At 71.9% G+C, this 14286-nt stretch carries 15 protein-coding genes; 5 read left to right on the top strand and 10 right to left on the bottom strand.

From position 1 onward, the window contains the following. Both H0487_RS18265 and H0487_RS18260 read right to left on the bottom strand, forming a co-directional pair. Positions 1–547, bottom strand: a 547-nt coding sequence (locus tag H0487_RS18265) for an enolase C-terminal domain-like protein (RefSeq protein ID WP_281370743.1), incomplete at its 3' end; no start/stop codon positions are given. Then, entirely contained in the window at positions 544–1554 is a 1011-nt protein-coding gene (locus tag H0487_RS18260) for an AMP-binding protein (RefSeq protein ID WP_183095662.1), read from the bottom strand. The genes H0487_RS18260 and H0487_RS18265, both read right to left, overlap by 4 nt. A gap of 55 nt (positions 1555–1609) precedes the next feature. Between H0487_RS18260 and H0487_RS18255 the strand changes: the two genes are divergently transcribed. The 3 genes from H0487_RS18255 to H0487_RS18245 are packed head-to-tail and all read left to right on the top strand — an operon-like array spanning position 1610 to position 5161. Further along, positions 1610–2980, top strand: coding sequence for an MFS transporter (locus H0487_RS18255; protein ID WP_312856012.1), 1371 nt, complete (start codon positions 1610–1612; stop codon positions 2978–2980). A 10-nt stretch (positions 2981–2990) separates the two neighbouring features. Further along, entirely contained in the window at positions 2991–4268 is a 1278-nt protein-coding gene (locus tag H0487_RS18250; protein WP_183095660.1) for an MFS transporter, read from the top strand. Between the two features lie 11 nt (positions 4269–4279). Further along, positions 4280–5161, top strand: a complete 882-nt coding sequence (locus H0487_RS18245) for a 1,4-dihydroxy-2-naphthoate polyprenyltransferase (RefSeq protein WP_183095659.1) — start codon at positions 4280–4282, stop codon at positions 5159–5161. A gap of 18 nt (positions 5162–5179) precedes the next feature. Here the strand turns inward: H0487_RS18245 and H0487_RS18240 are convergent, their stop codons facing one another. Beyond that, positions 5180–5440 carry a DUF4229 domain-containing protein gene (locus H0487_RS18240; protein WP_183095658.1) on the bottom strand — a complete coding sequence of 87 codons (261 nt, stop codon included), beginning with the start codon at positions 5438–5440 and terminating at the stop codon, positions 5180–5182. Between the two features lie 91 nt (positions 5441–5531). Between H0487_RS18240 and H0487_RS18235 the strand changes: the two genes are divergently transcribed. Beyond that, entirely contained in the window at positions 5532–5759 is a 228-nt protein-coding gene (locus H0487_RS18235; RefSeq protein ID WP_183095664.1) for a hypothetical protein, read from the top strand. A gap of 1 nt (position 5760) precedes the next feature. On the opposite strand, the gene ccsB is transcribed toward H0487_RS18235, so the two are convergent. The 6 genes from ccsB to hemL are packed head-to-tail and all read right to left on the bottom strand — an operon-like array spanning position 5761 to position 11724. Next, positions 5761–6750: a c-type cytochrome biogenesis protein CcsB gene (ccsB, locus tag H0487_RS18230; RefSeq protein ID WP_183095657.1), complete on the bottom strand. Its 990-nt coding sequence runs from the start codon at positions 6748–6750 to the stop codon at positions 5761–5763. Beyond that, entirely contained in the window at positions 6747–8336 is a 1590-nt protein-coding gene (gene resB / locus H0487_RS18225) for a cytochrome c biogenesis protein ResB (protein ID WP_183095656.1), read from the bottom strand. The genes ccsB and resB overlap by 4 nt, the downstream gene beginning before the upstream one ends. After that, positions 8333–9094, bottom strand: coding sequence for a cytochrome c biogenesis CcdA family protein (locus tag H0487_RS18220; RefSeq protein WP_183095655.1), 762 nt, complete (start codon positions 9092–9094; stop codon positions 8333–8335). The genes resB and H0487_RS18220 overlap by 4 nt, the downstream gene beginning before the upstream one ends. Beyond that, complete coding sequence (locus H0487_RS18215; protein WP_312856011.1) at positions 9087–9620, bottom strand: TlpA disulfide reductase family protein; 534 nt, start codon at positions 9618–9620, stop codon at positions 9087–9089. Before H0487_RS18215 ends, H0487_RS18220 begins: the two co-directional genes overlap by 8 nt. 35 nt (positions 9621–9655) lie before the next feature. Then, positions 9656–10372 carry a histidine phosphatase family protein gene (locus tag H0487_RS18210; protein WP_183095654.1) on the bottom strand — a complete coding sequence of 239 codons (717 nt, stop codon included), beginning with the start codon at positions 10370–10372 and terminating at the stop codon, positions 9656–9658. 2 nt (positions 10373–10374) lie between these two features. After that, positions 10375–11724: a glutamate-1-semialdehyde 2,1-aminomutase gene (gene hemL, locus H0487_RS18205; protein WP_183095653.1), complete on the bottom strand. Its 1350-nt coding sequence runs from the start codon at positions 11722–11724 to the stop codon at positions 10375–10377. Positions 11725–11959: 235 nt separating this feature from the next. Between hemL and H0487_RS18200 the strand changes: the two genes are divergently transcribed. Further along, the gene (locus H0487_RS18200; RefSeq protein ID WP_183095652.1) at positions 11960–13168 is read left to right on the top strand and encodes a lytic transglycosylase domain-containing protein; all 1209 of its coding nucleotides are present in this window, start codon (positions 11960–11962) and stop codon (positions 13166–13168) included. A gap of 78 nt (positions 13169–13246) precedes the next feature. Here the strand turns inward: H0487_RS18200 and hemB are convergent, their stop codons facing one another. Continuing rightward, positions 13247–14248 carry a porphobilinogen synthase gene (gene hemB / locus H0487_RS18195; protein ID WP_183095651.1) on the bottom strand — a complete coding sequence of 334 codons (1002 nt, stop codon included), beginning with the start codon at positions 14246–14248 and terminating at the stop codon, positions 13247–13249. Between the last annotated feature and the right edge of the window lie 38 nt (positions 14249–14286).

The raw sequence follows: 14286 nt of genomic DNA, 5'->3' as shown, positions 1-14286 counted from the left end.
ACTCGTCGGCTGCGATCGGGACCGCGACCCGGCGGCGGACGGCGGCCAGCTCCTCGACGGTCGCGGTGGGCTGCTCGACGTACTCCAGTCCTCCGGCCGCGCGGTCGAGCACACCGATCGCGGCGATCGCGGCGTCCACCGACCACGCCCCGTTGGCGTCGACCCGGATCCGGCCGTCGGGCCCGAGCGCGTCCCGGACCGCCTCCAGCCGGGCCTCGTCGTCGGCCAGGGTCTGCCCCGGCTCGGCGACCTTCACCTTCGCGGTGCGGCAGCCACCGCGGGCGACGATGGCGTGGGCGGCCGCCGGGCCGACCGCGGGGACGGTGACGTTGACGGGGACCGTGTCGCGGCGCGGCGTCGGCCAGTCACCGGCCGCTGCCTCCTCGGCGCAGCGCAGCCACGGCTCGGCGACGGCGGCGTCGTACTCGAGGAACGGGCTCCACTCACCCCACCCGGCGGCGCCGCGCACGAGCACCGCCTCGCGGACGGTCACGCCGCGGAAGCGGGTCCGCATCGGGATCGAGACGACCCTCATGCCGGACGTCATGACGCGCTCCCCGCCAGCGCGCGGAGCGCCTGCCGGTCGGGCTTGCCGTTGGCGAGCAGGGGGATGGCTTCGACCGTGACGACCTCACGCGGCGCCCAGGGTCGCGGATGTGCGATGGCCACCCAGTCACGGACCTCGTCGAGACCGACGGTGCCGACCACGAACGCCACGACCCGACGGCCCCACTCCTCGTCCGGCACCCCGAGCACCTCGGCGTCGACGACGTCCGGGTGCTGCCGGATCCGGGCCGCGACCGCGACCGCCGGCACGTTGACACCGCCGCTGACGACGACGTCGTCGACCCTGCCGAGCACCTGGAGCCGGCCGTCCTCGTCGATCCGGCCCGCGTCAGAGGTGACGTACCACCCGTCGACCAGGACCTCGGCGGTGAGCGCCGGGGCGTCGACGTACTCCTCGAACAGGGTCGGCCCGCCGATCCGGATCCGGCCGTCGGCGCCGAGGGCCACCCCCACCCCGTCGAGCGGCACGCCGTCGTAGACGCACCCGCCGGCAGTCTCGGCGGCGCCGTAGGACGCGACGACCGGGATCCCGGCCTCCGCGGCGCGCGCCCGCAGCGTCGGGTCGATCGGGCCTCCGCCCAGCAGCACGGTCCGGGCCCGCTGCAGCGCCGCCCGACCGTCGGCGTCGTCCAGCAGACGGCCGAGCTGGGTCGGCACGAGCGAGACGGACCAGCCGGAGCCGGCCGGCCAGCCGTCGCGCTCCAGCAGCACCGGCTCGTGGCCGGCGACCAACGAGCGGACGACCACCTGGACCCCGGCGACGTACGTCGGGGGCAGCGCCAGCACCCAGGGACCGGTCCCGCCGAGCCGTCGGGCCGAGGCCTCGACGGAGGCGAGGACCGCGTCCCTGCGGAGGGCGACCCGCTTGGGCGCGCCGGTCGAGCCGGACGTCGCGACGACCAGCCGGACGCCGGCGGGACCGGCCAGCCAGCCGCGCAGCTGCTCGACGACCGCGGCAGCGTCGCCAGCGGGCGTGAGGTCGGGCATGGGAACGAGGTTATTCGGTGGCCGGATGTCGGTGCCGTGGGGTGGAATGCACGAAGTGACGACCCAGCTCTCGGACGACCAGCGGGGCTTCTTCCGCCGGCTGATCCCACCCACTCCCCTGTCGCGCCGGCTCGCGACGCAGTCGATGCTGTTCTCGACCGGCGAGGGTGCGTTCAACACCGGGAGCGCGGTGTTCCTCACCCAGGTGATCGGCATGTCCGCCGCGCAGGTCGGGCTGGCGATCACGCTCGTCGCCGTCGCGGAGTTCCTCTTCGCCTACCCGGCCGGCCGTGTGGTCGACCGACTGGGACCGAAGCGGATGTGGGCGGGCAGCACGGTCGGCCGTGCCGCGTGCTTCGTCGCGCTGCCGTTCGTCGACGGCTTCGGGCAGTACCTCGTGGTCGGCGTCGTCTTCGCCGTCTTCGGGTCGCTGGGCGGGGCGAGCCACGGGGCCTACATCCTCGACGTGCTGCCGCCCAAGGAGCGGGTCGAGACCCAGGCCTACATGTACTCCTCGCTCAACCTCGGCTTCACGCTCGGCGCCGCGATCGGCGGCCTCGCGCTGGCGACCGGGAGTCTGACCGTCGTCCGCTACACGCCGTTCTTCGCGGCCGCGCTGATGCTCGCCAACGCCTACTGGGTGACCCGGCTGCCACCGGCTCCCCACGACCTGCGGGTCGCGAGCGGCGAGCGTCGCGAGCGGCCGCCCGGCCCGAGCGCCGTCCGCAACCGGGGTTGGATCCTGGTCAACTTCTTCACCGGCGTGCTGTGGACCAACCAGGTGCTGCTCAACATCGTCATCCCGCTGTGGCTGGTCGAGGCGACCGATGCGCCCTGGGGGCTGCTGGCCTGGCTGTTCGGCACCAACACGGTGCTCTGCATCTTCCTCCCGGCCTACACCTCCAAGGGCGTCCGGACGATCAGCGACGCCCTGCGCTACACCTGGATCTCCTCGGCGTTCTTCGTGGTGTCCTGCCTCATCACGATGTACACGCACTCGACGGTCGGCCTGATCACGGTGCTGCTCGTCTGGCTCGGCCACGTCACCGTGACCGGCGCCGAGCTCGCGATCTCGGGCGCGACCTGGGCGTTCCAGGCCGAGCTGATGGACCCCCGTCGACGCGGCGAGTACCAGGGCGTCGAGGAGGTCAGCCGTGCGCTGGGCAGCCTGTGGGCACCCTGGCTCTTCACCGGGCTGGCCATGTCGTGGTTCGCGGACGGCCAGGGCTGGCTGGTGATCGCGGCGATCATCGTGGTGGCGACCATCGGCCTCGGTCCGTCGGTGCGGATCGCCGAGGGGTTCCGCGACGAGCACTTCCCCCCGGCTGACGAGGACGACACCCGGGAGGACGGCACCCGGGAGGACGGCACCCGGGAGGACGGCGACGGGACCGTCGGCGTCGACCTCTCGACCGAACCGGCGTAGCATTGTCTTGATGTCAAGATATCTGCCGGAGCGCCTGGTCCGCCTCGCCGGACCGACCCCGCTCGTGCGCCGCCTGTCGACACAGTCGGTGCTGTCGGCGTTCGGCGACGGGGTGTTCCTGACCGGCAGTGCCGTCTTCTTCACGCAGATCGTCGGCCTGTCCGCCGCACAGGTCGGCCTCGGCCTGACCATCGCGGGTCTCGCGACGTTCACCCTCGCCGTCCCGCTCGGCAAGCTCAGCGACCGGTACGGCGCGAAGCGGGTCTGGGCGACCGCCTCCCTGCTCGAGGCGCTGCTCTACCTGGTGTGGCTGGCGATCGGCGACATGACCACGTTCGTCGTCATGCTGGCCGGTCTCGAGCTGGTCTCGTCCGCGAGCAGGTCGGCCCGCAACGCCTACCGGTTCGACATCTTCCCCCGCGAGGAGCGGGTCAGTTCCAACGCCTACTTCCGCGCCGCTCGCAACGTCGGATACACGCTCGGCGCGCTCCTTGCCGGGATCGCGCTCGCGACGAACAGCGACGACGTCATCCGGATGGTCCCGGCGATCACCGCCGGCCTGCTGCTGATCAACGCCGCGCTGGTGGCGCGGCTGCCCCGCGCCGCGCACCACGTCGAGGTCGAGCCGCTGCTCGAGACCGCCCTCGAGGGCATGCTGGAGGGGGGAGACCGGCGCGCGATCCGCAACCGCGGCTACCTGGCGATGGCGACCTGCGGCGGGGTGCTCTCGACCCACCAGGTGCTGCTCAACGTCGTGATCCCGCTGTGGCTGGTCGAGGAGACCGACGCACCCCGCGTGCTGCTCGCCTGGCTGTTCGGCACCAACACGGTGATGGCCGTGGCCCTCCAGGTCGCGGCCGCGCGCGGCATCACCACCGTCGCCGACTCGCTGCGCGCCCAGCGCCGCGGTGCGTTCTTCTTCATCCTCAGCTGCGGCATCGTCCTGGTCACCCACGACACCGTCGGCTGGGTGACGATCGCGCTGGTCTGGCTCGGCCACGTCACCGTGACCGGGGCCGAGCTCTTCAACTCCGCCGGTGAGTGGGGGCTCCAGGCCGAGCTCTCCGATCCCGAGCGCCGCGGCGAGTACCAAGGCGTCTCCCAGCTGGGCTTCACGATCGGCTCGGTCTGGGCGCCCGCGCTCTACACGTTCCTCGCGATGGAGTGGGGCACGCCGGGCTGGATCGTGATCGCTGCGATCGTGCTGGTCGCCGCCGTGCTGATCCACCCGGCGGCGCGCGCCGCGGAGCGCCACCTGGCGAAGCAGGGCATCACGCAGCCTGCTTGAATCGCTGCATCATGGCCACCGCTGCTCACTGGCTCGCCGGAGCCCGCCCGCGCACCCTGCCCGCGGCCGTCGCGCCCGTCCTCGCCGGCTCGGGCGTCGCCGCGTACGACGACGCGTTCGTCGGATGGAAGGCAGCGCTGGCCCTCGTGGTGAGCCTCGCGCTCCAGGTCGCGGTCAACTACGCCAACGACTACTCCGACGGGATCCGCGGGACCGACGACGAGCGGGTCGGACCGCTGCGCCTGGTCGGTTCGGGGCTCGCGACGCCCGGCGCGGTGAAGCGAGCGGCGTTCCTCGCCTTCGGGGTCGCGGGCGTGGCCGGCCTCGCCCTCGCCGCGACGACCGCCTGGTGGCTGGTCGCCGTCGGTCTCCTCTGCGTGCTCGCCGCCTGGTACTACACCGGTGGCTCGAAGCCCTACGGCTACCTCGGCCTCGGCGAGGTCATGGTGTTCGTCTTCTTCGGCCTGGTGGCGGTCGTCGGCACCACCTACGTCCAGACCGAGACCTGGGGCGACACCGGCTGGCCCGCCGTCCTCGCCGGCTGCGGCGTGGGTGCCCTGGCCTGCGCGATCCTCGTCGTCAACAACCTGCGGGACATCCCCACCGACACCGTGTCCGGCAAGATCACCCTCGCGGTCCGGCTGGGTGACCGCCGGACCCGGGCGTTCTTCGCCGTGCTCGTGCTGCTGTCGGCCGCTGCTCTCGTCGGCGTCGCCGTGCTGACGACGCCGTGGGCGCTGCTCGGCCTCGCCTTCGTGGCGCTCGCCGTCCCGGCCTGCCGGATCGTGCTCGGCGGGGCCGTCGGCCCCGGCCTGATCCCGGTGCTCCAGCAGACCGGCCTGGCCGAGCTCCTGTGGGCGCTCGGTTGCGCCGTCGGCCTCGCCGTCGCCTGACCGACGTCCGGCCGGAGGTCAGTCCGAGTCCTCCTTGGAGCGCTGCTCCTCGAAGCGCTGGGTCGCCAGCTCGGCGCGACCCTGGACCTTGCTGGCGAACGCCGCGCGCTGCCGCTCCAGCAGGACGTACGACGCCACCCCGCTGACGACGAACGCGATCAGGATCACCCAGAAGAGCGGCACGTCCTCGGTCACGAGGAACCAGACGCCGAAGATGAGCGCGAACGACCCGACGAACAGGCCGAGACGCATCAGGGTGTAGATCCAGAACTCCTTCACGCCCCCAGGGTAGGTCGCTCCGGCCGGGTGTTCTCAATCCATGACCTGCATCCGGGACACGGCCTGACCACCGACGATCTACTCTGGAGGGGTGCTCAAGCTGTTGGTGGTCGTCCTGGTCTTCGCGGCCGTGACGTACTTCGTGACCCGCGCCCTCCAGGAGCGCGACGCCCGCGGCAGCACCGCGGCCCGCAAGCCGCTTCGTCCGAAGCGGCCCAGTGCCCCGCCCCGACCGGTGGCACCGGACGACGACGAGGACTTCCTGCGCGACCTCGACCGCAAGCGGCTGAACCCGCAGGACCCGCCCGACGAGACCTGAGCTAGGCGCGTACCACGGGCGCGACGACGGCCGCCGGCGCCTCGAGGGCGTAGGAGTGCTGGCTGTTGGTCGCGAAGTAGTTGATCCCGATGAAGTTGAACCACAGCGTGCCGAGGCCGACGAGCGCGAGGATGGCGGCGTTGCGGCCCCGCCAACCGGCCGTCGCCCGGGCGTGGAGGTAGCCGGCGTACACGACCCAGGTGATGAACGCCCACACCTCCTTGGGGTCCCAGTTCCAGTAGCGCGACCAGGCCTCGTGGGCCCAGATCGGTCCGGTGATGAGGACGGCGAAGGTCCACACCGGGAACGCGAAGGCGTGCACCCGGTAGGCGAGCTTGTCGAGGGCGTCGAGGGTCGGCACCCGGCCGAGCCAGCCGCCCGCGTCGTCGCCGGAGCGCATCTTGACGAGGTACATGATCGACGCGATGCCGCCGAGGGTGAAGGCGCCCGTCGCGATGACGGCGGCGACCACGTGGATCACCAGCCAGTAGGAGTCGAGCGCCTCGGTGAGCGGGGCGACCTTCTGGTGCAGCCAGATGACCGCGACCATCAGCACGGTCAGCACGAAGCCGACCACGATCGGCGCCATCCACGCGAGCTTGAACCGGCGATAGAGCGCCAGGTACATCAGCGTCACGACGAACGTGCCGGACACCGTGAACTCGTACATGTTGCCCCAGGGCACCCGGTTGGGGTCCGCGGCCATGCCACGGCCTACCAGCGCGACGGCGTGGGCGCCCGCGGCGATGCACGTCACCAGGAACCCGAGCCGGCCGAGGAACGCGACCCGCTCGCTCGGGGCGGCGCTCTCCGCGGGGCTCTCCACGGGCGCCCCGGCGGCCGCGTCGGCACCGACGAGGGCGGCCTCGCGGGCAGCCGGCTGCCGCAGCGCGGCCCACTCGGCCAGGTGCACGATGAGCGCGACGAAGTAGGCGAGGCCGGCGGCGGCGACCGCCTGGTTGCTCAGGGTCTCCCACGCAGCGTCGTTCACGGTCGGGGCTCCTTCTCGTTCTTCAGTACGGCGACCAGGTCGGCCAGCACCTCGGCGATCTCCCCGTTGCCGGAGCGGTCGAGGCCAGCCACCTCGACGACCGTGGTGGTCTCACCGCTGCCGTCGGGACTGCCGTCAGCGGTCAGGGTACGGGCTCGGACCCAGACCCGGCGCGGGCGGATGAAGAGCGAGCCGCACAGACCGATGAGAGCGAGGACCACGCCCAGCAGCGCGACCTCCTTGCCGGGGGTCTGGCTGATCTGGACCCGGATCCACGGGTCCACCCGCTCCAGGGTGACCGAGCCGAGGCCGTCGGGGAGCTCGACCGTCTCCCCCAGCGACAGGTCGAGCCGGACCGGCTTGCCCTCGTCGTCGGTCAGCTGGGTGGCGTCCTCCTTGTCGAGGACGTAGACCGACTGCGCCTCGCCGGAGTCGAGCCCGAGGTCGCCCGTATAGACGAGCATCGAGACGAGCGGCTTGAGGTCGTCGGGGAACACCGAGATCGGGTCGCCCTCGAAGAGCTCGAACGTCGGGTAGAAGAGACCCTCGAGCCCGATCTTCTCGGGCTTGGCCCCGTTGGCCTTCACCACGCCGAACGACACGAACGACTGGTCCTGCGGCAGGAACACCGTCGGCCCGGTCCAGGCGATCTCGCCCTCGCCGTCCCGCACCGTGATGACGGGCGCGTAGCCGTGCCCGATGAGGAAGACGTCGGTGTCGGCGATCGAGAGCGGGTGGTTGACCCGCAGGTCGTACTCCTCCGACTCACCGTCGCCCTCCCGGTAGGACAGTCCCGCCTGGAAACCACGCGCCGTGCCGGCGCCCGCACCGCTCGTGAGCCACTCGACCTCGAAGTCGTCGACGGTGAAGTCGAAGTCGTCGAGCTGGGTCGGCGTGAACAGGCCGCCGGGGTCGAAGTCGTCGTACTGGGTGAGGTTGTTGCCGAACGTCGACCCCTGCACCAGGATCACGCCGCCCTGGTAGCCGTAGAGCCCGCCCACACCGAAGCCGGCCAGGACGATGAGGACCGAGAGGTGGAAGAGCAGGTTGCCGGCCTCGCGCAGGTGGCCACGCTCGGCGCTGACCGAGTCGGCTCCGGCATCCGCCGCGCGTACCCGGTGGCGCCGGCCGAGCACCTCGCGAGCCCGCGCGAGGACCTCGTCCACCGACTCCGTCGTCTCGTACGTCGTGTGGTCGGGCAGCCGGGAGAGGTGCCGCGGCGTCTCCGGCGGCTGGGCCCGGAACCCCCGGGCGTAGACGCCGAGGCGCGGCACGATGCAGCCGACGAGCGAGAGCACCAGCAGCAGGTAGATCGCGGAGAACCAGATCGAGTCGTAGACCGAGAACAGGTCGAGCTTCTCGTAGATCGGAGTGAGCTTCGGGTGCTCGTCCTTCCACCGGGTCACCGCGAGCGCGTCGACGCCGGTCTGCGGGACGACCGAGCCCGGGATCGCCGCCAGGGCCAGCAGGAGCAGCAGGACGAGCGCGGTCCGCATCGAGGTGACCTGGCGCCAGGTCCAGCGCGCCAGCTCGCGCGCGGTCAGCTCGCCGCGGCCGACCGGCCGCGCAGGGGTGGGCTCGCTCATACGACGGTCGCTCCGTACTCGACGACCTGGAGCTGGACCCACTGCACGAGGTGGTCCCACACCCCGGTGACCATGGCCAGGCCGAGCAGCACCATGAAGCCGCCGCCGAGCCGCATCACCCAGACCTGGTGGCGCCGTACCCAGGCCACCGCGCCGAGCGTGCGACGGTAGGCGAGCCCGGCGACGATGAACGGGATGCCCAGCCCGAGCGCGTAGCAGAGCGACAGCAGGGCTCCCCGCGTCACGGTCGCGTCGGTGTAGGTGAGGTTGAGGATGACGCCGTACGTCGGGCCGATGCAGGGCGTCCAGCCGATGGCGAACAGCGCGCCGATCAGCGGCGCCGCACCCAGCCCGACGGAAGGGATCTTGTGGATGCGCCAGTCGCGCTGGAGCCACGGGACGACGCCCGCGAACACCAGCCCGAGGACGATGAGGAGCAACCCGAGGCCGATCGTGACCTCGCTCTGCCAGCCGCGGAGCCAGGTGCCGAGGCTGCCGAAAGCAGCGCCGACCAGCACGAACACGACCGCGAAGCCGAGGACGAAGAGGAGCGAACCCGCGAGCATCCGCCCGCGGTGGCTGCTCGCCCGGCCGGCAGCCAGGTCGGCGCCCGACAGTCCGGTCGCGTAGGAGAGGTAGCCCGGCAGCAGCGGGATCACGCACGGGGAGAAGAAGGACACGAGCCCCGCGATCATCGCGACCGGGACGGCGAGCGCCAGCGATCCGGCGGCCGCCTGGCTCTCGAACCACTCACTCATCGAGCACGTCCTCGACCACGGTCAGAAGGGTCTCCTTCGACGGCAGCGGGCCGTTGACCAGCGCGGCGACCCGGCCCTCCCGGTCGAGGACCCAGGTGGTGGGCGGCGCGTAGGGCGCGTAGCGGCCGAACTCGTCGACGAGCGTGCTGCCCGGGTCGTAGATCGACGGGTAGTCGACCCCCGCGTCGCGCTCGAACGAGGCGGCGTTCTCGGGGGCCAGGTCACGGATGTTGATGCCGACGAACGCGGTCTCGTCGGCCGGGAGCTCGCCCTCGGCCTCGACCAGCATCGGCATCTCCTTGATGCACGGGCCGCAGCCCGACCACCACAGGTTGACCACGACCACCTGGCCGCGCAGGTCGGCGAGGTCGAGCGGGTCGCCCTGGACCGTCTCGCCCGCGAGCTCCACCGGGTCCTCCCGGTCGCCGTCGGCGACCTCGACGACCTTGCCGTCGCCGGGCACGTAGTCACGGTCGCCGGTGCCGGAGATGTCGGTGCAGCCGGTCACGGCGACGGAGAGGAGCACCCCGGCCAGAGCCGGAGCGACGAGGCGGCGGGTGTTCAGGACTCCGACTCCCCCGCATCGGCCGGCCGGGTGCCCTCGGGGCGGGCGTCGACCGGAGCGTCACCGGCCGAGAACGGCGCGCCGCGGTCGCCCTTCGGGATCAGGTCGATCGCCGGCTCGCTGTAGCTGACCTGCGCGAGCCGGTCGTCGACGAAGTGGAACGAGGTCACCGAGCACAGCGTGCACTGTCGCTTGCGCGGGTCGTGGAGGAAGGAGCGGCCCTCGGCGTGGAGCCGGGTGGTCCAGATCGGGAGCTGGTGGGACACGATCACGCCCTCGTGGCCGGCGGCCTCGCGTCGTACGTCGTGGACCGCATCCATCATCCGCGCCACGATCGCCTTGTAGGGCTCACCCCACGACGGCTTGAACGGGTTGTAGAGGTGACGCCACAGCAGCGGGTTGCGCAGCGCGTTGTTGCCGCGGCCGAAGGTGTGGCCCTCGAACCGGTTGGTCGACTCGAGGACCCGCTCGTCGAGCCCGACGGTCAGCCCCAGCTTCGTCGCGAGCGGCGCGGCCGTCTCCTGCGCCCGCTCGAGCGGCGAGGACCGGACCACCGTGATGTCGCGGTCGGCGAGCGCGCTTGCGGTCTTCTCGGCCATCTGGTTGCCGAGGTCGGAGAGGTGGAACCCGTCGCGGCGGCCGTAGAGCACTCCCTCGGGGTTGTGCACCTCCCCGTGGCGGACGAGGTGGACGACGGTGTCGGGCGTGGCCATGGTCAGGCTCCTTGGGCGGCGGCAGCGGCGCAGGCCGCGTCGGGCAGGGCGTCGAGGACGGCCTGGACCGCCCGGTCGTCGTGGGAGGCGGACACGAACCACGCCTCGTAGGCCGACGGCGGCAGGTGGACTCCGCGGTCGAGCATGGCGTGGAAGAAGGCGCCGTACGCCGCGACGTCGGTGCGGGACGCCCCGGCGAAGTCACGGACCGCTTCGTCGGTGAGGAACACCGAGAACATCGAGCCGGTCGACTGGATGACGTGCGGCACGCCGGCGGCAGTGAACGCCTCGGCCACCCCGGTGCGCAGGGTGTCGGCGACGGAGTCGAGGTGGGCATAGACCTCGGGCGTGGCGAGGCGCAGCGTGGTGAGCCCGGCCGCGGTCGCGATCGGGTTCCCCGACAAGGTGCCGGCCTGGTAGACGGGGCCGTCGGGCGCCAGCGCGGACATGACGTCGGCACGTCCGCCGAACGCCGCGGCGGGGAGGCCGCCGCCCATCACCTTGCCGAAGGTGACCAGGTCGGGTCGCCAGCCTTCCACCGCTCCGTCGGTGCCCCACTGCCCGCTCGCGGACACCCGGAAGCCGGTCATCACCTCGTCGCTGACGAACAGGGCTCCGTGACGGCGGCAGGTCTCGGCGAGGAACGCGTTGAACCCGGGCTCGGGCGGGACCACGCCCATGTTGCCGGGGGCCGCCTCGGTGATGAGGCACGCGATCCGGTCGCCGTGCTCGGCGAAGACCGCCTCGACGGCGGCGCGGTCGTTGTAGGGCAGCACCAGGGTGAGCGCGGTCGACGACTCCGGCACCCCCGGCGTACCGGGGATCGAGAACGTCGTCAGGCCCGAGCCGGCCGAGGCCAGCAGCGCGTCGAGGTGACCGTGGTAGCAACCGGCGAACTTCACGACGACGTCGCGACCGGTGAACCCGCGAGCCAGCCGGATCGCGGACATCGTGGCCTCGGTGCCCGACGAGACGAGGCGGACCTTCTCGACCGGGGTGCGCCCGATGATCTCCTCGACCAGGGCGACCTCGCCCTCGGTCGGCGTGCCGTACGACGTCCCGCGGGCGACGGCCGCCTGCACGGCGGCGACGACCTCGGGGTGGGCGTGCCCGAGCAGCATCGGGCCCCAGGAGCAGATCAGGTCGACGTACTCGTTGCCGTCGACGTCGGTCAGCCACGGCCCCGTGGCCGAGGCGATGAACCGGGGCGTCCCGCCGACGGCGTTGAACGCACGGACCGGAGAGTTCACGCCGCCCGGCGTGACCGCGCGGGCCCGCGCGAAGAGCTCCTCGGACCGGGCGGTCGGTCCGACCCCGGCGGCGGGGCTTCCGGGGGTCGGGACGTCGGTCACCGACTCATTGTCGCTGATCGACCCACCCCGTTACGCCTCGGGGCCACGCTGCGGAGGGTGCCACGCCGGTCTCACCTGATAATTCGAAGGTGTGACACCCGTAACGAGGGTGTGCCACCATTCGTTTGTCTGTTGTCGCACCTTGGGAGCAGGCGCGACGCCACAGCGAGTCCGGACTGGGGAGAGACTCGCGTGACCGAGTTCGTGGGCCGAGAAGGCCGGGGAGAGAGTCCATATGTCGAGGAAGCGCTTGGGACGGCTGCAGCGTGCCGCCACGATCGTTCCGCTCGCACTGCTGTCCGCTGCCTGGACGGCGAGCGTCGCCGGTATCGGCGGGGTCACCCCGTCCGTGTCCGCCGCGAGCCAGGCACCTGAGGAGTCACTGCCCGACGGCACCAGCGTGCCGAGCGACGCCATCGAGGCGCCGGCCAGCGTCTCGGACCCCGACGACCTGAGCCCGACCGGCAACGACCAGAACATCGTGGCGACCGCGTCGACCAACCAGATCCCGTCGGCCGCCCTCGCCGCCTACCAGCGCGCCGAGGCCGTCATCAACAAGGCTGACAAGAGCTGCAACCTCACCTGGCAGCTCGTCGCCGCGATCGGCCGCGTGGAGTCCAACCACGGCCGTGCCAACGGCAACACGCTCAACGACGACGGTGTGGCGACGCCCGGCATCTACGGCATCGCGCTCAACGGCAAGAAGAGCACCCAGGCGATCCGCGACACCGACGCCGGGCAGTTCGACAACGACACCCAGTGGGACCGGGCGGTCGGCCCGATGCAGTTCATCCCGTCGACCTGGTCGATCGTGGGCGTGGACGCCGACGGTGACGCCAAGCGCAACCCGCAGGACGTCGACGACGCGGCGCTCGCCACGGCCGTCTACCTCTGCTCCGGCAAGGACGACCTGTCGACGGCTGTCGGCCAGCGCGCCGCGGTCTACCGCTACAACCACAGCCAGCAGTACGTCGACCTGGTGCTGTCGATCATGGACGCCTACCTCGAGGGCGACTTCACCACGATCCCCAACAACACCACGGCGGCCGGCTACATCGTCCCGGAGGTCCCGACCTACAACCCGGGCACCCACAACGGCGCTGACCTCCCGGACGAGGAGCCGGCGACCGACGAGACGCCCGACGACGGCGGGTTCATCCCGACCGACCCGGGCACCGACCCCGGCACCGACCCGGGCACCGACCCCGGTGACGACGGCGGCAACAACGGCAACGGTGGCGGCACGATCGACGTCCCCGACACCAACACGCCGCTCGACGACGTCATCGAGCCCGTCGAGGACGTCCTCAACGGCCTCATCGACGGCCTCCTGGGCCCGCTCAAGGAGGGCCAGGTGCTCAGCTCCTGCGCCGGCGAGTTCAACCCGATCGCGCAGGCCCTGCAGTACCTCAACTGCGTGACGTCGTACGGCTTGCGTCCCTGATCCACCTGCTTCATCGAACAAGGCCCCGGACCATCGGTCCGGGGCCTTGTTCGTTGAGAGACCAGTTGCGAGCTCGGGTCAGCGGAGCAGGCCGGCTGCCTCGACGGCCCAGTAGGTGAGGATCACGTCGGCGCCGGCCCGGCGGATCGCGGTGAGCGTCTCGAGGATGGCCGGCTCCCGGTCGATCCAGCCCTGGGCGGCGGCGGCCTCGACCATCGCGTACTCGCCGCTGATGTTGTAGGCCGCGACCGGCACGCCGCGCAGCTCCGGGGCGTCGCGCACCTGGCGGAGCACGTCGAGGTAGGCGAGGGCCGGCTTGACCATGACGATGTCGGCACCCTGCTGGACGTCGAGCACGGCCTCTCGGACGCCCTCCTGGCCGTTGCGAGCGTCCTGCTGGTAGGTCCGCCGGTCGCCCTGGAGGGAGGAGTCCACCGCCTCGCGGAACGGCCCGTAGAAGGCCGAGGCGTACTTCGCGCCGTAGGCGAGGATCCCCGTGTCGCTGAAGCCCGCCCCGTCGAGCGCGGCGCGGATGACGCCGACCTGGCCGTCCATCATGCCGCTGGGGCCGACCAGGTGGACGCCGGCCTCCGCCTGGGCCACCGCCATCGCGGCGTACGCCGCCAGGGTCGCGTCGTTGTCGACGCGGCCCTCGGAGGTGAGCACCCCGCAATGACCGTGGTCGGTGAACTCGTCGAGGCAGGTGTCGGCCATGACGACGACGGCGTCGCCGACCTCGGCCGCGACGTCGGCGATGGCGAGGTTGAGGATGCCGTCCGGGTCGAGCGCGCCCGAGCCCGCGGCGTCCTTGGCCTCGGGGATGCCGAACAGCATGACCCCGCGGATCCCCGCCTCGGCCGCCTCCACGACCGCCTTGCGGAGCGTGTCACGCGTGTGCTGGACGACCCCCGGCATCGAGGAGATCGGCTTCGGCTCGGTGAGGCCCTCGCGGACGAACAGCGGGAGCACCAGCTGTGCGGGCCGCAGCGTCGTCGCGGCGACCAGCTCCCGCATCGCCGCCGTCGTCCGCAGCCGCCGCGGCCGTACCACCGGCCCCTCGATCTCCCCGAACTCGCTCATGGTCGCCATCTTCCCGCATTCGTCGGATCCGGGCCTTC

This window comes from Nocardioides stalactiti, from assembly GCF_014180715.1.
Lineage (GTDB): Bacteria > Actinomycetota > Actinomycetes > Propionibacteriales > Nocardioidaceae > Nocardioides > Nocardioides stalactiti.
Note: the sequence above shows the minus strand (reverse complement) of the source record. Positions and strands in the feature narration are given on the sequence as shown.

What these genes read in the sequence shown, in the direction of transcription:
- H0487_RS18200 (WP_183095652.1), top strand. Translation starts at nt 11,960, where the DNA reads ATGTCGAGGAAGCGCTTGGGACGGCTGCAGCGTGCCGCCACGATCGTT.
- H0487_RS18250 (WP_183095660.1), top strand. Translation starts at nt 2,991, where the DNA reads ATGTCAAGATATCTGCCGGAGCGCCTGGTCCGCCTCGCCGGACCGACC.
- H0487_RS18245 (WP_183095659.1), top strand. Translation starts at nt 4,280, where the DNA reads ATGGCCACCGCTGCTCACTGGCTCGCCGGAGCCCGCCCGCGCACCCTG.
- H0487_RS18220 (WP_183095655.1), bottom strand. Translation starts at nt 9,094, where the DNA reads ATGAGTGAGTGGTTCGAGAGCCAGGCGGCCGCCGGATCGCTGGCGCTC.
- resB (WP_183095656.1), bottom strand. Translation starts at nt 8,336, where the DNA reads ATGAGCGAGCCCACCCCTGCGCGGCCGGTCGGCCGCGGCGAGCTGACC.
- H0487_RS18260 (WP_183095662.1), bottom strand. Translation starts at nt 1,554, where the DNA reads ATGCCCGACCTCACGCCCGCTGGCGACGCTGCCGCGGTCGTCGAGCAG.
- hemB (WP_183095651.1), bottom strand. Translation starts at nt 14,248, where the DNA reads ATGAGCGAGTTCGGGGAGATCGAGGGGCCGGTGGTACGGCCGCGGCGG.
- H0487_RS18210 (WP_183095654.1), bottom strand. Translation starts at nt 10,372, where the DNA reads ATGGCCACGCCCGACACCGTCGTCCACCTCGTCCGCCACGGGGAGGTG.